The 20528-nt window shown below is 61.7% G+C and carries 17 protein-coding genes and 1 pseudogene; 9 read left to right on the forward strand and 9 right to left on the reverse strand.

The genetic code is table 11. The features are described 5' to 3' along the window. Positions 1-233: 233 nt before the first annotated feature. The 3 genes from G7076_RS04640 to galE all read left to right on the forward strand — a co-directional run bounded on the left by G7076_RS04640 (position 234) and on the right by galE (position 3184). Positions 234-974, forward strand: a complete 741-nt coding sequence (locus tag G7076_RS04640) for a LytTR family DNA-binding domain-containing protein (protein ID WP_166200818.1) — start codon at positions 234-236, stop codon at positions 972-974. An 830-nt stretch (positions 975-1804) separates the two neighbouring features. Further along, entirely contained in the window at positions 1805-2032 is a 228-nt protein-coding gene (locus tag G7076_RS04650; protein ID WP_166200822.1) for a hypothetical protein, read from the forward strand. A 165-nt stretch (positions 2033-2197) separates the two neighbouring features. Then, on the forward strand, positions 2198-3184 hold the full coding sequence (galE, locus tag G7076_RS04655) for a UDP-glucose 4-epimerase GalE (protein ID WP_166200824.1): 987 nt from the start codon (positions 2198-2200) through the stop codon (positions 3182-3184). A gap of 70 nt (positions 3185-3254) precedes the next feature. Here the strand turns inward: galE and G7076_RS04660 are convergent, their stop codons facing one another. The 5 genes and pseudogenes from G7076_RS04660 to G7076_RS04680 all read right to left on the reverse strand — a co-directional run bounded on the left by G7076_RS04660 (position 3255) and on the right by G7076_RS04680 (position 9217). Then, the gene (locus G7076_RS04660) at positions 3255-4220 is read right to left on the reverse strand and encodes a sensor histidine kinase (protein WP_166200826.1); all 966 of its coding nucleotides are present in this window, start codon (positions 4218-4220) and stop codon (positions 3255-3257) included. A 337-nt stretch (positions 4221-4557) separates the two neighbouring features. Continuing rightward, entirely contained in the window at positions 4558-6492 is a 1935-nt protein-coding gene (locus G7076_RS04665; protein WP_206367572.1) for a glycoside hydrolase family 65 protein, read from the reverse strand. A gap of 220 nt (positions 6493-6712) precedes the next feature. Then, positions 6713-7308, reverse strand: a pseudogene (locus G7076_RS04670) (DUF72 domain-containing protein). Beyond that, entirely contained in the window at positions 7308-7889 is a 582-nt protein-coding gene (locus G7076_RS04675; protein ID WP_166200828.1) for an SOS response-associated peptidase, read from the reverse strand. The pseudogene G7076_RS04670 and the gene G7076_RS04675 overlap by 1 nt, the downstream one beginning before the upstream one ends. A gap of 155 nt (positions 7890-8044) precedes the next feature. After that, the gene (locus G7076_RS04680) at positions 8045-9217 is read right to left on the reverse strand and encodes a multidrug effflux MFS transporter (RefSeq protein WP_240913874.1); all 1173 of its coding nucleotides are present in this window, start codon (positions 9215-9217) and stop codon (positions 8045-8047) included. Between the two features lie 198 nt (positions 9218-9415). Between G7076_RS04680 and G7076_RS04685 the strand changes: the two genes are divergently transcribed. The 6 genes from G7076_RS04685 to G7076_RS04710 are packed head-to-tail and all read left to right on the forward strand — an operon-like array spanning position 9416 to position 15022. Continuing rightward, positions 9416-10726 carry a dicarboxylate/amino acid:cation symporter gene (locus G7076_RS04685; protein ID WP_240913875.1) on the forward strand — a complete coding sequence of 437 codons (1311 nt, stop codon included), beginning with the start codon at positions 9416-9418 and terminating at the stop codon, positions 10724-10726. Continuing rightward, on the forward strand, positions 10723-11685 hold the full coding sequence (locus G7076_RS04690; protein WP_166200832.1) for a KpsF/GutQ family sugar-phosphate isomerase: 963 nt from the start codon (positions 10723-10725) through the stop codon (positions 11683-11685). The genes G7076_RS04685 and G7076_RS04690 overlap by 4 nt, the downstream gene beginning before the upstream one ends. After that, positions 11685-12485, forward strand: a complete 801-nt coding sequence (gene kdsB / locus G7076_RS04695; protein ID WP_166200834.1) for a 3-deoxy-manno-octulosonate cytidylyltransferase — start codon at positions 11685-11687, stop codon at positions 12483-12485. The genes G7076_RS04690 and kdsB overlap by 1 nt, the downstream gene beginning before the upstream one ends. Continuing rightward, positions 12482-13285 carry a TIGR01459 family HAD-type hydrolase gene (locus G7076_RS04700; RefSeq protein ID WP_166200836.1) on the forward strand — a complete coding sequence of 268 codons (804 nt, stop codon included), beginning with the start codon at positions 12482-12484 and terminating at the stop codon, positions 13283-13285. The genes kdsB and G7076_RS04700 overlap by 4 nt, the downstream gene beginning before the upstream one ends. 10 nt (positions 13286-13295) lie before the next feature. Beyond that, complete coding sequence (kdsA, locus tag G7076_RS04705; RefSeq protein WP_166200838.1) at positions 13296-14147, forward strand: 3-deoxy-8-phosphooctulonate synthase; 852 nt, start codon at positions 13296-13298, stop codon at positions 14145-14147. Beyond that, positions 14144-15022, forward strand: a complete 879-nt coding sequence (locus tag G7076_RS04710) for a hypothetical protein (protein WP_166200840.1) — start codon at positions 14144-14146, stop codon at positions 15020-15022. The genes kdsA and G7076_RS04710 overlap by 4 nt, the downstream gene beginning before the upstream one ends. Here the strand turns inward: G7076_RS04710 and G7076_RS04715 are convergent. From G7076_RS04715 to G7076_RS04730, 4 genes are all read right to left on the reverse strand, one after another. Beyond that, entirely contained in the window at positions 15019-15906 is an 888-nt protein-coding gene (locus G7076_RS04715) for a hypothetical protein (RefSeq protein WP_166200842.1), read from the reverse strand. The two genes, G7076_RS04710 and G7076_RS04715, sit on opposite strands and share 4 nt — an antisense overlap. Beyond that, positions 15903-16895 (reverse strand): ELM1/GtrOC1 family putative glycosyltransferase, encoded by a 993-nt coding sequence (locus tag G7076_RS04720; protein WP_166200844.1) that lies wholly within the window; start codon positions 16893-16895, stop codon positions 15903-15905. The genes G7076_RS04715 and G7076_RS04720 overlap by 4 nt, the downstream gene beginning before the upstream one ends. After that, positions 16892-18196 carry a lipopolysaccharide biosynthesis protein gene (locus G7076_RS04725; protein ID WP_166200845.1) on the reverse strand — a complete coding sequence of 435 codons (1305 nt, stop codon included), beginning with the start codon at positions 18194-18196 and terminating at the stop codon, positions 16892-16894. The genes G7076_RS04720 and G7076_RS04725 overlap by 4 nt, the downstream gene beginning before the upstream one ends. A 118-nt stretch (positions 18197-18314) precedes the next feature. Then, entirely contained in the window at positions 18315-20348 is a 2034-nt protein-coding gene (locus tag G7076_RS04730) for an elongation factor G (protein WP_166200846.1), read from the reverse strand. Positions 20349-20528: the final 180 nt, after the last annotated feature.

The raw sequence follows: 20528 nt of genomic DNA on the forward strand, positions 1-20528 counted from the left end.
ACTTGCTCAGCGACCAGCAGACTGATGGTCAGCAAATGATCGGCTGTTCATCATCGGAAACCATGTTGCCGGTGGAGTACAGAAGCATTGCTGCGTTTTTGGGTCTTGGAATCTGGCGCACCCATGAAACCGTTCGGCCTGTTAATCTTTCCTTAAATTGAGACTAATGTATTTTAACTAAGCAGCTCTGTATATGTCGGTAATTGCGAGGGTAAGCGGGAGGCCCTTCGAGCATGCCCGTTCGAGCATTAGAGCCAAACGACCTGCGCGTGCTGCTTTGCTTCACGTTCGATCACCGCGCGACACCGGACGACGTGGCATCGTTCAAAGAGAAACTCATCACCTCCGAGACCGTCCTGCATTCTGTCGAGGTCGCTGGGTCCTTCGACTTTATCTGCGAAGAGCGGTTTCCCAACCTCCGCTCGTATCATCGCCGGCATGCCGATCTGGCAAGCGACATTGCCCGTCTGACCGAACGGTTCGAAGCCTGCTTCGTCTGCAAGCGATTCATCCGCGAAGAAACACCCCAATTGGATGCTCTCTGGGTGTCCTGCCACGACGGCAAGCGGCGGATACCCGTCGAACAGATCCAGGCAATCCACGCGGAGGGAGATTACGTCCGACTGGACGTTGGCCGCGAAGAACTGCTCCACGACGCGACGATGAACGCGCTCGAAGCCACCCTGAATAGCAGTGAATTTGCGCGGCTCCATCGCTCGATGATCGTCCGGCTGGACCGGATTGCCTGCCTCATACACCAGGACCACGGCTGGGCGGTGAGGCTGGTGGATGGAACGGAGCAGCGCATTGCCAAATCGAGGCTGGCGCGCGTCATGAAGGTTATCCGGGAAAGTTCGGCGATGGAGGAGGTCGGTTCGTCGACTAATGAGACTGATCGTCGACTGCACGAATATGCTGAACGAGAAGTCGTTGAACGAAAGCAAAGTGAAGAGGAAAAAACCCCTTCTGGCTAATATCGCCAGTAGGAGGGTAGGTAACGATGTCCACTTCTCATGTGCTTAGCTTCATCGCTGCTTGTGCGATAACGGCGGGGGGTTTCGCTATAGCGAGTCCAGCCTTCAGCCAAGGCCGCGAAGTGATCGTGAGAGCGGCGCCGAAGGATGATGTTCCACGGCGGTACGTGACGTACTCGGACTTGAACCTTGTCCATCCGGCGGGCCTCAAGACACTCAACCGCCGAGTGAACTCGGCCGTCCGGGATGTTTGCCGGGAGTCCGTCGGCCCGAACGGCGACTTCTATATTGAAATGGGTTGCCGCTCGCTCGCGTGGACCGGAGCGCGGCCGCAGATTGATCGAGCCGTAGAGCGCGCACGCCAGATCGCGGCGAATGGGTACTCAACGATCGCGCCCGTTCGTATCAGCCTCTCTGTTCAGTGAGTAGTGTTCCTGGGGACCGGCGATGCCTATGCAGCGCCGGTCCTCGCGCACCCAGCCGACCCCACAACATATTCCGTAGTTGGTAGGGTTTTCAGGTGTCGGCCGGACCTTCTCCGTCGAAGATCCAATTAGAAAAGGAAATGAGCCATTCTCTAGGCTCCTCTATCGCACAACAAGGCCCGGTAATTGGAAGTATCTTCGACTTCGGAGCCCTTTGGCAGGCAAGTTCGAATTTGCGCTTCGAGTAGGCAGTCATTGACGTCTTATTATTCAAATCAGGATCAGACTGCCATATGGTAAAAGTAATCGAAATTAGCTTTGTCCAAAATATTTCAATTCACTTGGATCCATCTACTCAATATGGTGGATTGTACTCAAACATTAGCGAGCGATGGAACCCAAGCAATGGACACGGTCGATCTGTCGATCCTTGTCCATTTTCCTGAGCGCAAGGTTTACGGAACCCTGAAGCGATTGTGGTTCGACGGGTGCGAGTTCACAACCAACCACAACATAGAGGGCGAGACTTCTGCGGAATTAGAAATCCATGGTCTGGGCCGTATCCGCGGAAATATTGCCAGGGTGGAAGAGAGCCGAGTTATATTCCATTTTTCCAGCGAGTGTCCGGTCTGATAAGCTGAAACTGCCGGACGACCAGGGGACGTGCCGAAACCCGCCAGGCCGCGTGGTAAGTAAGTTGCGCCCACGTCCAAATCGTCTCGTGAGATATCAGTCTGACGTTCATCATCTCTCGCGGACGCGTTTGATTGTCACGGCAACGAGGCTAAGGGCCGGGCAATGATCACGGATCGGCCTACCATTCTCGTCTCAGGCGGCGCCGGCTACGTCGGCGCGCACGCCTGCAAGGCGCTAAGCAAGGCGGGCTGGCTGCCAGTCACTTTCGACAATCTCCTCAATGGCCATGAAGAGGCGGTGAAATGGGGACCGCTCGAGCGTGGCGATATCCTCGACAGGGCTCGGCTCGACGAAGCAATCAAGGCGCACCAGCCGGTTGCTGCAATGCATTTCGCCGCGCTGACCTCGGTTTCGGAATCCGTCTCCGATCCAGAACGCTATCGAAGGAACAACGTGGAAGGCTCGCGCACATTGCTTGGCGCGCTTCTCGACAACGGTGTCAATCACATCGTCTTTTCGAGCACGGCCGCAGTCTACGGGACACCGGAATTGGTGCCGATTGAGGAAGACGCCGCGAAGGTGCCGATCAATCCTTATGGCGAAACCAAGCTCGCCGTGGAGCGCTTGCTTGAGGAATTGGCGCGAGAGCGCGGATTAACCGCCACGGCGCTACGCTATTTCAATGCGGCAGGCGCAGACCCGGAAGGGGAAATCGGCGAGGACCATGATCCCGAGACCCATTTAATCCCGCTGGCGCTTTCGGCTGCGTCGGATACTGGGCCCGCGCTCACCTTGTACGGCGACGACTATCCAACTCCGGATGGCACTTGCGTTCGCGATTATATCCACGTCTCGGACCTGGCCGAGGCGCATGTCGCGGCTTTGCGGTCGGGAGCGGGTTTTCGAGCGTTCAATCTTGGAACGGGCACCGGGGCAAGTGTACGGCAGGTTCTTGAGACCGTGGAGCGGGTGACGGGCAGCAAGGTCCCGCACTGGCTTGGTCCTCGACGGAAGGGCGATCCGGCCGAGCTTGTTGCCGATCCTTCGCGCGCCTTCGAGAAACTGGGCTGGAAGCCGGCGCTGAGCGACCTCGAGACCATCGTCGACACGGCATGGCGTTGGTATCAGTCCCGCTCCGCTGAGGCCTGATCTGCCGCCGAACTGACCTTCCGATTCGAGGAACTCTCCGCGAGGGTTGCTGCGCTCGGAGCCGGATCGTTCAGCCGAATTGTGCAGCGTAGACCTTCCGGAGCAAACTCGAGGTGGATCTTGGCGCCGAGATCCCGCGCAACGCCTCGCTGAAGCATCCTCGTTCCAAAGCCGGCAGTCGAGGGCTTGGAAACGAGGGGGCCCCCGTTTCCGACCACCGGATTTCCATCGTGCCGCTATCCGAGAGGCCCCAACTCAGGCTCACTCGCCCGCCGGCCTCCGACAGCGCGCCATATTTCGCCGCATTGGTAGCGAGTTCGTGGAGAGCGAGGCAGACGGTTACGGCGGAAGATGGCTTGAGCTTCCACTCGGGCCCCTTGATCGTGAGCCTATCGGCTGAAGCAAAAGGGCCCAATGCCTTATGCGCCAGGTCGTGCATGGACGCGTCTTTCCAGTTCTCCTGCGTGAGAAGATCGTGCGCGGCTGCCAGCGCGAGGAGGCGGCCCTCGTATGCGTCGAGAGCTTCGACCCGGTCCCGTTCGGACGTAAATGACTGATGGGCCAGGCTTTGCACCAGGGACAGGGTGTTCTTCACCCGGTGATTCAACTCAGCGACGAGTAGCTCACGTACGGAAAGCTGCGACTGAAGAGCTCCGGAAGAATGATCGATTTCACGCTGGTAGAGCGCGACAATGAGTATGAGAGTGAGCTCAGCGAACGTTGCCAGGATTAGCCCATTCCACTCGGTCTGATCGAGGTCGAATGTGTTAGCCATGCCCGTGATGTAATAGGCTGTCAGCGCCTGCGCGATTGCCGTGGCGACGATTCCGCTTCTCCAACCCGCAAGCAAGGTTGCCAGGAGGACGCCGATGAAATTCAGCGCGTAGGGTGCCGCGGAACCCGTAAACGGCAAGATCGCAATCCGTGCGACGACAACCAGCATGGCGACGAGAACGCCAACCAGGAACTCGGTCGCTAGTTCGGGAACGCGTTTTTGCCATCTCTGCGGAAGTCGCGAACGAAGTATGCGGCGCATAGAGTTTCCCGACGGTGCAGACCGCTGAAGTTAGTGACGGGACCGTGATAAACGCAAGAGCAGTATACGCCCGCGTTGACATTAGCCGATATGAAAAAGGCCTCTTATGCTACTGATTCAGAAGGGCCGGTTCGAATTGAAGCGCGTGTCCGAGTGGCTCTCTAAGCTTCTTCGATTGGCATCAACTCCGCCTGCTTGGCACCGTGCGTGGCGGTAAGGCGAAATTCCCGACCGCCTATCCAAAGACGCTCGACGGTAATCCTTTGCCAGCCCTTCGGAAGAACGATCGGCCCACGGCACCAGGTGCCAGAATCTTCGTCGTCAATGACGATGCGCGTCAAACCGAGAAGCAGTCCTGAAAGCATGCCGGCGAGGTTGGCGAAGAACGGCCCGGCTGGAACGGCGGAGTCCGGATGGTCCAAGCGGTATTCGAGACACTGGTGGAACCGGGGAGAGTCGTATTTGGCGTACCCTTCCTCGAACAACTTGAGGGACAGGTCCCGGTCGCCGGCCATGGCTGCCCACACGGGATAAAGCGCCGGCAGCATCGGCGAGCCGATATACTCCTCCCATCGGGCCAGAAAGAACTCCAAAGTGGCCTCTCGCTCTCGGGGGAAAGAGGAAAATCGTACGGGAAAATTCCCGCGAGTGGTGAGGGCGTCGCGCCTTTTTCCTCGTTTGCGCGGAAATCATCGTGCGAAGGAATAACCCCGTCACTCCGGCGAGGAAGATAGAGGGACGACCGCGCTGCATTCCACGTGGCGGGGACGCGATGACCAAGAAATTGTCCCAGGCGCACCGCACGCCCGAGCACCTCGTGAGCCGCCATTTGTGAAAAGGAGTCATTGTCGGGCGGGTTTGGAACTTCGGCGGGTCCAGTGGCCGCCCGCAGTTCGGCGCCCCGGTCAGTCCAGGTCACCCGGCTACAAAACCAGTCCGCGACGCCGGCGAGTACGGGCCACGCGACTTCAGCCGCGAAACGTTGATCGCCGCTCACCTCTGCGTAAAGCGAGAAAGCGCGCGCAACATGAAGCGAAACATGGTCTGCGTGAGCGGCGCCCGATCCCGCGCCCGGCGTGGCTTCCTGGCCCGAAAGCGGTGCTGCTTCCCAGGGAAACTGTATCCCATCGCGGCCGAAGAGACGGGCGTATGACTTCGCGGCTTCCATCCCCCGTCGGCGAAAATCGAGAAGCGACCGCGCGGCATCGGGCTGGAAGAATATGAGGGGAGGGACGCAGAACGCCTCGATGTCCCACATCACGTGGCCGTAATAATAATGGTAGTTCGGCCAGCTGGCTAAGCCAAAGATCGATGTGGCCGCGGGAGACGCCGTGTGAACTGAGGAGTTGAGATAGAAGAAAGCGGCATCCACGAGACGCTGATGCTCGGCTCGGGCGCCCTCGATCACGATACGACTGCGCCACAGGTCTTTCCATTCGGCCTGGTTCAGCTTGCGAAGCTCCTGGAAACCGAGGCGGGCTCCCTCCGCAACGCGACGTACCGCCTCCTCGTCAGGCCGCTCGTGTATTACCGATGGCACCAACGCGGCGATTTGTTGAATTCGCACTTCCGAGTTCGCGGCAGCGTCGACGCAGTAATGGGTATTCAGCGGACCACGCCAATCCCAGTCACCGCCGGACTTGCCTTCTTCGGCGGATTCACATCTCGAGACACAGGCTATTCCGCAGGTCGAGAGATTGCCCTCGGATATCCAGAGAAGGGAGCCGTCACACACAGGCTCGTCCTCCCCGGGCGTAGCTGTTCTGTGTCTTGCACCACGTCCACGCACACCCGCAGGGTCGACATGCGCGCGCAGTTTGATGGCGGCAGTTTTTGCACTCCTTATCGTGGTCTCCTGGAGCACCAGCGCCGGGTGGCTTCGGCTCGCGAGCGTAATTACTTCCACTAGTAGGCGGTTGCCCATGAGCTCGAGCGAGAAGCGTGACGTCAGTTCGCCAGTTGAAAAGTCATACGCTTGTTCGAGATCATCCACCGCCCAGGGCTGATGCGACAGCCAAGCTTCCCCAACACCGATGTCGAGGGCTAGGGGATACGGAACATACGCCGCCGCTTCGATCCGGCGCTCCGGATGGACACCGGCAAAGCCATTCACGATGGCGACGCCGGCCAGCAGCGGAACCTCGCGAATTCTCAAGCCTACCAGGCCGTTGCTCACGTAGGCGGGAAGGTCTCCATCTCTAACGCCGCTCACAGGATCGGGTGAAATCGGGTCTGCAGGCGACTTCGATGGGGCGATCGACTTTCGTTTCACCGCTATCCTTTCTCAAAGTCCGTGAGCGCAATCGACGGATCTGAAAGTGGGACGAATCTCGCGATCGAGAGAGCGCAGATGGCGAAGGACAGTTCCAAGCGATCAGTGAGAAATCCCAGGGCGCAAAGGCCAGGCCGAGATGAAGGAACCGGGACTTCTTGGCGAATGGATCGCCGGTTTCGGCCTCAGGGTATAATTGACCCGTTTTGAGCGACGAGGTTCAGACACGGTCCTTGAGCAACAGCGCATCGCTTGTCGCGGCTGACGACGCCGTATTATCGAATAAGCACCACGTCGGCCGGTTCTTCGCGCTCAAGTCACGCAGCTGTTCTGCGTAGGTCTCGATCCGGTCGCCATATGACGACCGGTACATGTTGGGTGAACCATGCAGCCGGACGTAATTAAAGCCACGCCACCCACCAGGAATGGCAGCATTGGGATGGCGGGCTGGATCGGCCGCCACGCGGGCAATGCCCATATCGCCTAACAGCGCATCGGCATCGGTCTCGAACCAGCCAGCTTTTGACCCAGGCCGCCCACTTGTTCGATGAAGTCGTCGAGCTCCGCCTCACTGCCGACGAGTTTCTGCTGATGACTGATGAGCTTCGGGATCTTCACTGAAAACCGAAAATCTTCCGGCACGCTGTCCCTCCACCGTTCCCACGTCGAAAGGCGATGCGGTCGGTGAAACGAGCTGTTTATTTCTACCACCGGGAAAACCGACGAATAGCGCTCAAGTGCGCTCCCGTCGGTGGGAAAAGCGGGAGCTGCAGATTTCCCGATCGACCAGCCGGCAGTCCCGACCCGGACCGTCATTAGCGAACGCGCTCGACGGCCAGGGATCCCGGCGGCAGCGGCGCCAGTAATTCTCGCTCCGGTACAGTCAGGTCGAGCCAGTCGCGCCACTGGTTGCGTCTCAGCACGACCATCTGGCGATTGTGAATTGGAGCTACATCTTCGCCCGGCTCGGTGGTCAGAAGCGTGAAGGTTTCAGGGAAGCCATCCGACGCCGGTCGCCACAGGCCGGCGAAACAGAACCATGGCTCGCCCACCAAGGTGAAACGAAACTTCGCCTTTGGTGGCTTCGCCCCCTTGAATTCGAAGAAATGCGACGCCGGCACGAGGCATCGTTTGCTTTTGGCGAAGCTCCTGCCTTCGGAGCGGAAATTGATGACCGCGCGACCTTTCCTCGACGAGGGAGGGAACCCCCATTGCAGCTGCGCTAGTTCGACCCCGTCGCCATGACGGCGAAACAGCGGGGCGACCTCGGTCGGCCAGATATCACTTCGAGGTTCAAGATTGGGTGGGCTGAGGGGCGCGCGTATCGGCATCGATAACTGGCGCATCGCCTCGGCATATTCAGCATAGGCGACATCGTTGCCGTAATCATTGCACATGGAGGTCCAACAATCGTGTCCCGCGGTAGTTCACGGATACGCGAAAGCCACTGGGCGGGCCTCGCTCCGGCATTCTGTGATCGCGTGAATTGTGCATAGGTCTCCCCACCTGGCGGGAAAGGAGAATTGATCTGTCGTTCGGCTTGCGCTGCAGGCTAAGCGACCGGCTGGCGCGAAGTCTCTTTTGCTCCGAACAAGCGGCCTTTTTCCGTGACCAGCGTGGCGACGACGGCCACGAGCGCGCAGCCGGCGAGTCCGATCAGGAAGGGGCGGACGGTGCCATCGAAGGCCTGTCCTATGGCAAAGCCGATGATCGCGCCTCCCACCGTGCCCATCACGCCTTGAACCGAGGAGGCAGTCCCGGCGATCGGTGCCATGTTGCGCATCGCCAGGGTCGAGAGGTTGGACGAAGTGAAGGCAAAGCCAACAAATGCCGCCGCCATCATCGTCACGAACAGCCAGAGCGGTTCTTCGATGAGGGACGCGATCACGGCATGCGTCACTGTCACAAACGTGAAGGCAATGAGGCCGGAATGGCCGACGCGCCGAACCCCGAAGCGGGTCACGATCTTGCTGTTGCCCCAGCTTGCCGCGGCCATGGGCGCGGCCACCAGCGCGAAGACGAGGCCAATGGCATTCGGCGCCTCGAAGGCGTCGAACACGATCTGCTGGATCGAGGCGATATAGGCGGTGAGACCTCCGAAGGTGGCGGTCAGCGCCAGCGTGTAACCCAGCGAGAGGCGGTCGCTCAGCGTTTGACCGATAGCCGTGAAAATGTGGCCCAGGTTCAGCGAGCGGCGATACTCAGGATGTAAAGTCTCGGGCAGCCGCAGCCAGCTCCACAGGCCCATAAGCAGGCCGTAAGCGGCGAGCACGATGAAGATAAGCCGCCAGGGACCGGCCATAAGGATCACCTGGCCGATGGATGGCGCGATGACCGGCACGACCATGAACACCATGAAGGTAAGGCTCATGACGCGCGCCATCTCCTCGCCCTCGAAGATGTCGCGGACCATCGCCACCACCAGGACCCGGCTGACCGCGGCCGAAGCGCCCATGGCGAAGCGAGCGGCGATCAAGAGCTCGAAGCTCTTGGCGATCCCGCACAGCATAGCGAAGACCGTGTAGAGCGCGACGCCCGCGGCAAGGATCGGCTTACGCCCGAAACGGTCGGCAAGCGGTCCCCACAACAGCTGGGTCGAGCCGAAGCCGAGCATGTATGCGACGACGACGAGCTGGCGCTTGTTATGGTCCGAGACACCGAGATCCGAACCGATATCGGGAAGGGCCGGGATCATCGAATCGATGGCGAAGGCGTTGAGCGCCATCAGCCCTGCAAGCAGGACAACGGTTTCCTTGGGGCCAATACGTCGCGGAGATTTACTGTCTAACATGAGAGGGGGCGCTCGCTGGCCTAATCAAGCGCTCCATGCAACAAGCCGCGGCGGATTTTCGACGAAAGGCGCGGCTTGACGGGCGCGGCTCAAGCCGCAAACGCAGGTACGCAACAGTGAGGGAGTTGGTGGATGGTCGAAGCGGCGGCGAAAAAGGGCCTTAGCCTCCAGTGGCAGATGCTCGTCGGCTTTGTCGTCGGCCTGGTCCTGGGCCTCATCGCCTACGTCACCAGCGCGGACGCGCAGTGGGTCGAGTTCGTTACCAAGTACATCACCGGCCCGATCGGTCAGATCTTCCTTCGCCTGCTGTTCATGCTTGTCATACCTTTGCTGTTCTCGGCGCTGGTCGTCGGGATCGCGGAGATGGGCGAGGTGCGAGCCCTCAAGCGCGTCGGCATTCGCACCCTGGTCTATACGATCGTCGTGTCCTCCATCGCCGTGGCAGTCAGCCTGGCGGTCGTGAACCTGCTCCAGCCGGGCGCGGGCGTGGATCAGGCCGCGGCCCAGGCGATGCTCGCGGATTCCGCCGGGCGCGCAGGGGAAATCATCAAGGCCGGCGCCGAACAGCCGAGCGGCATCGATGCCTTCATCAACATCGTTCCCAACAACCTGGTCGAAGTGATGGGATCGAACAGCGCGATCCTCTCCGTCATGTTCTTCGCGCTCTTCTTCGGTATTGGCCTGCTCCTGACCGACACGCCCGCTGCGCGCACCCTGCTGCGCGGCTTCGAAGGCCTGTTCGACGTCACGATGCGGCTCATCCTCATCGTCATCAAACTGGCACCGCTCGCGGTCGCCTGCTTCATGTTCAACCTCGCCGCCCTGTTCGGCTGGGACCTGCTCATCCGTCTTTCCGCCTATGTCGGGGTCGTCGTCCTCGCGCTCGGCATCCAAATGTTCATCGTCTTCCCGGCGCTTTTGAAGTTCCTCGGCAACAAGAGCCCGGTCGAGTTCTTCCGGCAGACGCAGGAAGCTAGCGTCATGGCATTCTCGACGGCTTCGTCGAACGCCACTTTGCCGACGTCGCTCCGGGTCGCAGACGAGCAATTGAAGCTGCCGCGGCGTGTGTCCCGCTTTGTCCTGACGGTGGGAGCGACCGCCAACCAGAACGGCACGGCGATGTTCGAGGGCGTGACGGTCATCTTCCTGGCGCAGTTCTTCGGAATCGATCTCAGCCTCGGCCAGCAGCTGATGGTCATGCTGGTATGTATCCTGGGCGGTATCGGGACAGCGGGCGTTCCTGCAGGCTCGCTCCCGGTCGTGGCCCTGATCCTGGCTATGGTGGGCATTGACCCGGGTGCCATCGCGCTCGTTCTCGGTGTCGACCGCTTCCTCGACATGTGCCGGACGACGCTCAACGTCATCGGCGACCTCGTCGCGGCGCAAGTCATCTCTTCGCGTGAGCCTGAGGATGCTGAAGCGACCGGGGCAGTTGCCGCATGACTCTTCCCGACGCGAGCGCCTCGATCCGCGAGTTCGGCCGGCAGATGGTGCACGACGAGGCGCGTGCGCTCGACGCGCTGGCGGATAGCCTGGGCGAAGAGTTCGAGACCGCGGTCCGCCTGTTGCTCGACTGCAAGGGCAAGCTGATCGTCTCGGGCCTCGGCAAGTCAGGCCATATCGGCCGCAAGGTCGCCGCAACCTTCGCTTCAACTGGCACGACCGCGACCTTCCTCCATCTCGCCGAAGCGATCCACGGGGATCTCGGCATGGCCTGCGAGGGCGACGTCGCGATACTGATCTCGCAGTCGGGCCAGACCATCGAGCTTCAGCCGGTTATCGACCATTTCGATCTTATCGGCGTGCCGATCATCGCCATTACCGGTAACGCTGGCTCAATGCTCGGCGAGGCGGCGACGGCGCCTTTGATCCTGCCGCACTGGCCGGAAGTTGGGCCGGAAGCCGTAGCGCCGACGACATCCACGACCATGACTCTCGCCCTGGGCGATGCGCTGGCGATGACGGTCATGCGCGAGAAGGGCTTCAGCCGGAATGATTTTGGCCGGCTGCATCCGGGCGGAACGCTCGGACTGCGTCTGAAGCCCGTCAAGCGGCTGATGCACGCCGGGGACGCGCTTCCACTCGTCGCTGCATCTACCAGCATGCATGATGCGATCGTCGTGATGACCGAGAAGCGGCTCGGGCTGGTCGGAGTCACGGACGAAAACGGGCGCCTGGTGGGCGTGATCACCGACGGCGATCTGCGCAGGAACATCGAGCGGGGACTCGATCACACTGCCGCCGAGTTCATGACCGCCAATCCAAAGATCGTGGCGCCGGAGGCCCTGGTCGACGAGGCGCTGACGCTGTTCGAGGAATATCGGATCACGGCTCTATTCGTGGTCGAAGATGGCCGACCGGTCGGCGTTCTTCACATCCACGACACGCCAGCGGCGCGCTGATGAAGACCGCGATCCTTATTCCAGCGCGTTTCGCGTCCAGCCGCTACCCTGGAAAGCCCCTCGTGGGCCTCAAGGGTGCGGCGGGCACGGAAAAGCCGTTGATCCAGCGAAGCTATGAAGCGGCGAAGCGGGTGCCTGGCATCGCCGAAGTCCACGTTGTCACCGACGACGAGCGGATCGCCAACACAGTGCGCGGCTTCGGGGGAAGCGCGCTGATGACCAGCGAGCACGCGCGCAATGGCACCGAGCGTTGCGCGGAGGCACTCGAGCAGCTTTCGAGCGATGTTGATGCCATCGTCAATTTCCAGGGCGATGCCTTGCTGACCCCGCCCGGCTTCGTGACCGCGCTGGTCGATCATCTGCAGGCTGATCCGGGAGCGGATGTCGCAACGCCGGCAATGCGCCAACGGGCCGATGAAGTGCGCCGTCTCCAGGATGAAGAAGCGGCCGGCCGAGTGGGCGGCACTAGCGTGGTCGTCGATCGCGAAGGCCGGGCCCTCTATTTTTCAAAGAAACTCATTCCCTACTTGCCGGAGAAGGCTCTTGGGGGCGAAATGAGCCCCGTTCGCCTGCACATCGGTGTCTATGCCTATCGCCGGTCCGCGCTGGCGACGTACGTAGCGACCTCGCCGACCGAGCTGGAGGAGCTTGAAGGACTGGAGCAATTGCGCTTCCTGGTCGCCGGAATCCCGGTCCACGTCGTCGATGTCGAGACGCCGGCCTACACCCTTCGCGAGCTCAATAATCCCGAGGATGTCAGTCCGATCGAGGATGCACTGGCCATGGCTGGACTTGAATGAGCTTTCTCGACGCGCTGCCGGAGCGCTATCGCCTGATCCTCTGTGACGTCTGGGGCGTGGTCCATGACGGGGTGACGATCTTTCCGGGTGCTGCCGAGCGCCTTCAGCGATGGGAGGGCGAGGGACGGACCGTCATCCTGCTGACCAACGCGCCGCGGAGCGAAGAGGCAGTCGCGCAGCAGTTGGACCGCTTAGGTCTCCCCCGCGACGCCTGGACGCACATCGCGACGAGCGGAGAGGCGGGGATCGCGGGATTACTGGCGGCCCAGGGACCCGTGGGTTTCATTGGCTCGGAAGGCGACCGCGAGATCCTCGAGGGTCGAGGAATTACCATCGACGCTGGCGGCGAGTTCACCGACCTCGCCGTGACCGGGATCGATGGAATCCGGATGAACGCCATGGATTATCTGCCCGAGCTCGAAGACGCGCTTTCCCGGAATGCGACGATGCACTGCCTTAATCCCGACATGCTGGTCATTCGTGGCGGGGTGCCGGAGGCCTGCGCCGGCGCAATCGCGGAAATCTACGAGAACCTTGGCGGCCAGGTGGAATATTACGGCAAGCCCCACGCGCACATCTACGAACATGCGCTCAAAGTCGGCGGAAATCCGACAAAAGAGGAAGTTCTGGCAGTTGGTGACGGACTCCCGACCGACGTCCTCGGCGCGGCCCGCTTCGGCCTGGATTGCGTCTTCGTCCGCGGAGGGATTCATGCCGGGGAGCCTTTTCCATCCGACTTTGCGTCACAATATGGCCTTGGATCATGGGCACCGGTGGCCCAAGTCGACTCCCTGAGCTAAAGGCGCGCAAATGAAACTCAACGGCCACGACGTCGGGCTGGACAAGCCCTTTTTCCTCATTGCCGGTCCGTGCGTGATCGAGAGCGAGGATCTTCAACTGCGCACAGCGGAGCGATTGAAGCAGATCGCCGACAAGCTCGGCATCTTCTTCATCTTCAAGTCGAGCTTCGACAAGGCCAACCGCTCGTCCGGAACCAGCTTTCGCGGTCCCGGGATGGAAGAGGGCCTGCGCGTGCTCGAAAAGGTGCGCGACGCGCTTGGCGTGCCAATTCTCACCGACGTCCATGACATCCCCCAGGTGAAGCCGGTGGCGGAGGTCGTCGACGTGCTTCAAACCCCCGCGTTTCTCGCACGCCAGACGGACTTCATTCACGCCGTCGCCGCGAGCGGCAAGCCGGTCAACATCAAGAAGGCGCAGTTCATGGCGCCGCATGACATGAAGAACGTCGTCGACAAGGCACGGGCCGCGGCCCAGGCGGCCGGCATCAACGAAGACACCATCATGGTCTGCGAGCGGGGAGCGAGCTTCGGCTACAACAACCTCGTCTCCGACATGCGTGGCCTCGCGATCATGCGGGAGACTGGCTGCCCGGTCGTGTTCGACGCGACCCATAGCGTCCAGCTTCCGGGCGGGCAGGGCACGTCGAGCGGAGGCCAGCGCGAGCATGTGCCTGTCCTGGCGCGCGCCGCCGTTGCCAGCGGGATCTCCGGCCTGTTCATGGAAACCCATCCCGACCCGGCCAACGCCAAGTCGGACGGGCCCAATGCCTGGCCGCTGGATCGCATGGAGAGCTTGCTCGGAACCCTGAAAGCGATCGACGAGACAGTGAAGTCGCGAGGCTTCGAGGAGTCGACCCTGTGAGCCGCAATACCGTCTTCATCCAGGCCAATGCCCGCCAGATGCTCGGCGCCAAGATCAGCGCCGAGAGTTTCAAGAAGGCTTCTCAAAGGCCGGACAGCTTCGACGTCGTGATCATGGACGCAGCCGATTATCCCCGGTTGATGGCTGAAGGGCAGACGATCGTTCGCGCCGGTCACATCCGCCAGTGGGACCCTGACGACCTGCAGAGCTTCACACCACTTCGTTTCGCCCCGCCCAAGCTGATGGGTTACAAGGGCAAGGCAGTGGTAGTCGATCCCGACTGTTTTGGCGTGGGCGATGTCGCCGAACTCTTCGACCGCGACATGGGCGGCAAGGCCGTGATGGCCGTCCCGCGGCCCGGCCATAACAAGCGCAACGATTATATTGCGACATCGGTGATGCTGCTCGACTGCGCGAAGCTCAAGCACTGGAACCCCGACAAGGACCAGGAAGACCTCTTCGCGCACCGCTTCGATTACATCGACTGGATCGAGCTCAAGCGCGAGAAACCGGAAACAATCGGCTTCCTCGAGCCGGAGTGGAATAACTTCGACACGCTCACCGCCCAGACCAAGATCCTGCACACCACCAAGCGCCGCACCCAGCCATGGAAGACGGGACTGCCGGTCGACTTTACGCTCCGAGAGCGCGGACCGCTCGATTTCCTGCGGCGATTGAAACGGCGCCGTTACGAAAAGCACCCGGACCCGAACCAGGAGGCACTGGTCTATTCGATCCTCGCGGACCTGGTGGACAAGGGTAGCCTGTCAAAACACGAGCTCGTCGAGGAAATGGCTGCGAACCATATACGCCACGATAGCCTCGAGCTGATCGAACGTTACCGCGGCTGGAACGGCCTCGCCGCCGTCGCCTAGAGGGTTTCGACCGTAGCTAGCAGCTCCTCGTAGCGGTCCTTGCGGGCGCCCTTCGTCGACCAGATCAGGCTCTCTGGCCGGAAGTCGTAGTCGCTCCATTCAAGGGCAAGGTCGTGGATCGCCGGTCCCCAGTTATTCTGCCGGCACCATTCGAGGGCATAGTGAATGCCAATCTGGTCGACATGGTAATGGCCACCTTCGGCCAGCGCGAGGCCGATCCCGTCGCTCAGCCGCGTGAAGAACTCCGCGGTCATGTCGCCGACGATCCCAAGATAGATCGCCGATGCCAGTATCTTGCGGTAGAGCGGCGCATTCTCCGGTTGGAGGATGAAGCCTGCTTCAACGTCTCCTAATCCCGCAAAACCTGCCGAGAGATGGTTGGCGACGAGGCCGTCGGCGTCGATCATCAGGATCGGCGCGGCAATGTCCTTTCGCATCCGGCTGGCGACCGCGAAGCGACCAGCCGCATAAAAGAAGCTCTTGGGCGCGGGGTGAGGATTGCGATCAAGACCCTCGATACTCACGGTGAGATGGCCCTCGCAGCGCGTCTTGAGCGCATCGATCGCCCTGCGGCATTCTTCCGAAGGGTCGTAGACGTGCAGATGAACCCTGCTTTCCGGGCTTTGTGCGGCGCTCGAGAGAGCGAGATGCTGACCAAAGCGGTAAAAATAGCCTTCGTCGCAAGCTGCCAGGACGACAGGGCTCGGATCGATGGCGTCAGGCCAACCGCCTTCCAACTTCAACTGCTGGTCGAGAGCCAATGGGTTCTCGGCTTCGAAAGCCAGCAAGACGGCCCGCCGGACGCGGGTCTGCTGCCACCACCAGACGGCATTATCGTGGCGGTTGCGAAGCGTCCGCATGAGCAGGCTGGACTTGTCGATCACGTGCGTTCCAATTCGATAAGCTCGCGAACGGCATTGGCGGCCTCTAAGACAGCCCCATCATCCCAATTGCCGGCACGCGGCTCGTCGACGGTGCCGACAAGCTTTTGCGACCGAAGATAGTTCCAGATGTGCCGAAGATCGCGGTTGCGATGGCGTCGCTCTCCCGGCGTGGCGCCGAGCCGCCTTTTGCCCTTGTCGGTAAGCATGATCGGGATCATGCCGACGGGCTTTCCGGTCTGGATGGCTTCAGAAAGCATCGAGATGCTGTCGGCCGTGACGAAGATCTCGTCTGCGTCATGCATGAGCGAGGCGAAGCGGATTGCCGGGTCCTCGATGAGCCGGTGCGGAGAGGACAGGCGTTCGCGAACGACATCGAGCACGTCCGGCGGAGTCCGCCGGCTACCGATCGCGATCACACACCCGCCGTGCCGCCTTGCACGCTCGAGCAATGCATCCACCGCATCGGCCGTGGCGGCCTTGTCGAGTGACCAATATTTGGTCGGCCCGCCCAGCGCGAGAAGGAGGTGCGGTCGAGGAAGAGCGTTGAAAAGGTCAGACTCCGCGGCATTGGGCTCGTGCGGACGGCCGAGCCGGCTCATCGGCATCGGTAAGAGGAGCACATTGTCATGCCGCGGAACCGGGTATTGGCGCGTCGTAATGACCAGGTCGAAGGCCCGGGGGTCGACGCGCGGATGCCCGATCAGGGCCAGCTTCGAGCCGTGATGCTTCTTGAGCCACCGTGCGGTGGCGACACTTCGCCGGCCGATGGCGATTACGAGGTCCGGCCAGGGCGGGGTCAACTGGCGCCTTGCTTCCGGGGTCAGCGAGAGAAGAGATGTGCCGAGGAAGCGCGGCGGAACAGCGCGAGCCAGGTTGTAGGAAAGCTTCTTGACCTCGAACGGCGCGCCAACCAGCTCGGCCAGGGCTAGCAGCTGGTTATTGTCGCCGGTCTTGTCGCCGGTGAGCGCCCAGATGACCTTATCGGTCATGCCTTTGCCCGAATTCGCTTGAGTTCGCGCCGCAGAGCCATCGCCATCGCCAGCATCATGGCGATCCTGCCAGCCAGGAAGGCGGCGCCGGCGCCCACGAGCCCGTAACGCTCGGCCAGCGGAAAGATCAGGGCGACGTAGGTGAAGGCGCCCGTCATGTTGGCGTAAAGGGGAGCGTTCACCTTGCCGACGGCGTGGAGCATAGCCGGGATCGGGAAGGTGACAGTCATCAGGAGCGGCACACCGAGCAGAACGACCATCACCGGATAAGCGCCGACGAACTCCTGTCCAAAAGCAACGCGGAGCAGCCATTCGCCGCCGAACAGGATGATCAGAAGAACGGCAGTTCCAGCCAGCGCAGATAGGGTCATCGTGCGCGCCATGAGCTGCCACGGCGCCTTCTCGCGGTGATCGAGACGCATGACTTCCGGATAAAAAGCCTTGTTGAGGAAGTCGGTCGGCTTCTGGGCAGCGTCGGCGATCGTCGAGGCGACGCGGTAGAGGCCTGCTGCCGCAGGAGAAAGCACGGCACCTACGAGCAGGCGGGCGAGGGGTCCCCAGGCGGTGTTGAGAGAGCTGTTGAGATTGATGCTGACTGCGAACTGCCAGCCACGGTCCATCTCGGAAGCGTCGAGGGACGGTCGGATGCCTTTAAGCTTGTCGTGCCGCTTGAGCTCCCGCCATGCCATCGTCCAGGTCGCGAGATCGCCAAGCAGGTCGCTGACGAACCATATGGCGAGGAATGCGAGGAAGGGCCACTCCTGCCACCAGCCGATAACCGCGAGCATGGCGCGAAGGTTCGGTGTCACCGTTCCCTGCCAACCCAAGAGGTCGAAGCGATCGAACACGCGAAGCACGCCGCTCGCGGCCCCCGCGCCCATCAGCGGGAGGAGGAGGCAGTAAGCGACGGCAGCGGGGATGATGTCCGCGGGAATGCCGAACACGCCCGCCACGAACGGCAGGAGAAGCATCGCCCCGGCCATGGTCAGGATACCGCTGGCGAGATCCAGGCCGACCGCGAAGCCGACCGCCCGCTTGAACAGCGGGATATTGCCTTCCCGCAGGGCCGGGCCACCGTAGCGGACAACGACCTGCCAGCTGTTGAACTTCGTAAGACCGCTGGCCGCCTGCGCGTAGCTGTGAACGAGGATCAGTATGCCGAAAGCGGCGACGCCCAGCGACCGCCCGGCAAAAGCCAGGGTGATGAGACCGCCGACGCCCGCTACGACTTTTGAAACAGCGAGGTAGGAGGTGTTCTTAAGGAGGGATCGGAGGTGCCGATCCTGGAACCAGTCTCTCATCGGCTCATGGGGCGAGGGGTGGCAGGAGGGCGGGGCTTAGCCCATGAGCGCCGTCATTGCGAGCGTAGCGAAGCAATCCGCAAAGATTGCTTCGCCAACGCTTCCTCCTCACCTGACCTCAGGCCGGTTCCGACACCTTCTGCACGACCTTGTCGGCAAGCGTGCCGTTCAATTCGGCCAGGTGGTCGTAGTTCGCTTCGTAGGTCGCAAGACCCTGGCTAAGCGAGCGGAACTCGGCCTCCAGTCCATTGAGCTCGGCTTCCGGGATGAGTGCATCGACTCGGTCCCATCCTGGCCAACCGTCCCGGGGTCCCATCCCCAGCATCTGGCCGCGTCGCGAGGCGACGGTGGAACTGACCTTCGAGCTCGAGTTCGAGGGAGAGACCACGCTGATCTTGTGGACCGGCTCGAGAAGGTGCGGTGTTGCGGCCGCCAGCGCCTCGCTCATGGCGATGCGGCCAGCGGTGCGAAAGGCCAGCTCGCTGCTGTCGACGCTATGATAGCTGCCATCAACGAGTGTGACTGCGACGTCCACCACTGGGAAGCCGAGCGGGCCCTTCGCCATGGCGTCCTTCACGCCTTGCTCGACCGCCGGGATATACTGGCGCGGGATTGCGCCCCCGTGGATCTTTTCCTCGAACTTGAAGCCCTCGCCGCGGCCGAGGGGCCGGATTTCGATGATGACGTCACCGAACTGCCCATGGCCGCCGGACTGTTTCTTGTGACGGCCATGTTGGCGGACCGGTTTGCGGATCGATTCCCGGTAGCCGATGGTCGGGGCCCGGCTCGATACCGCTACGCCATAGCGCCGCTTCAGCTTCGCGATGACCATGTTCAGGTGCTCGTCGTTAACGCCGCGAAGGCGAAGCTCGTGACTGGCTTCGTCGTGCTCGACAGTCAGCGCCTCGTCTTCCTCGGTCAGGCGGGCAAGCGCTCCGGCGAGACGGACGTCGTCCTTGCGGTCGGAAGGCTCAATCGCCAGCGAGGCGTTGCGCGCGACAGGCGGCAAATCGATCATTGGCGGACACCCGCCGGTGCACAACCATTGCCCAGCTTTGACGTCATCCACCTTGGCAATGGCGACGATGTCGCCATTGCGCGCTTCGCCAACCTTTGTTGTCTTCTCGCCCTGGACTGAAAACAAGGCGCCCAGGCGGGCCGAGTCCGAGCCGTTGGCCTTTACGTCTGCGCCTTCGCGAATGGATCCACCGAGCGTCCGCGCCAGTGCGAGTCTGCCGACCGAGCCGCCGTGGCTGACCTTGAAAACGTAAGCAGAGGGCGCCGTGACAGACAGGCGCTCCGCTGTTTGCGCAGGGGTTGGCGTTTCGTGACGGAGTGCTTTCAGCAAGCGGCGAACGCCCCAGCTCGAGGCGGCCGACCCAAAGAGTACCGGAACACCGAGGTTTTCGCTGGTCTCGCGCGCGAGGTCGGCGACGATGGTCGATTGCGCGGGCACCTCGTCCATCAGCAATTGCTCCAGGAGAGCGTCGTCATGATCGGCCAACTGCTCGAGCATCTGGGTCCGCGCCTTCTTTTCGTCTTCGGCGATTTCGCTCGGGATCTCGATCTGCGTCGAGGCCTTGCCGGGCTCATAATGGTAGGCTCGCTCAAGAGCGAGATCGATGAAGCCCGTGACCTTTTCGCCTTCGCGGATCGGGATCTGGCGGGCGATCAGGGGAGAAACGCTCATCGGCTGCAGGGCGGCAAGGAGATCCCGAATGCGGCCACGGGCCTGGTCAATCCGGTTGACGAAAATGAGGTGCGGGATTGCAAGCTCGTCGAGCAATCGAAGCGCGGGCGCGGCGAGCGCGGCTCGGGCAGGGTCGGGATCGACCACTACGATTGCGAGGTCGGCGACGGCAATCCCACGCAGGCCATCGGCCGCGAAGCCAACCGACCCAGGTGCGTCGATGATGGCAAACTTATCGCCGAGGTAATCGAAGTGAAGGAGATTGAGTTCAGTAGAGCCGCCCCGGCCGCGCGCCTCGGGACTGGAGTCCCCGACGCTTGATCCATTATCCGTCGAACCTTGGCGGTCGATTGCGCCGGAAGCGAACAGCAATGCTTCCGCGAGACTAGTCTTGCCCGCGCCGGCCGGTCCGACCAGCGCGATAACCCTCGTGCCTTTAGTAGGTCCGTCAGTTTGGGGCATGCGACTCTCCTTCGTCCGTCGTTAGGGGCGGGCGCGTGAGTCGCGTCGGAATGGCGCACTCACGCGCACTACCGAAACAATCAGCGTCGGACTCTTCCGGGCGAATTGCAAGAGCCGCCCGTCGCACCCCTGCAGCGTCCCGTCGGTGGAAACGAAATCGCCCATTCGCTCCGGTCAAAA

Source organism: Sphingomonas sp. HDW15A (genome assembly GCF_011301715.1).
Taxonomy (GTDB): domain Bacteria; phylum Pseudomonadota; class Alphaproteobacteria; order Sphingomonadales; family Sphingomonadaceae; genus Sphingomicrobium.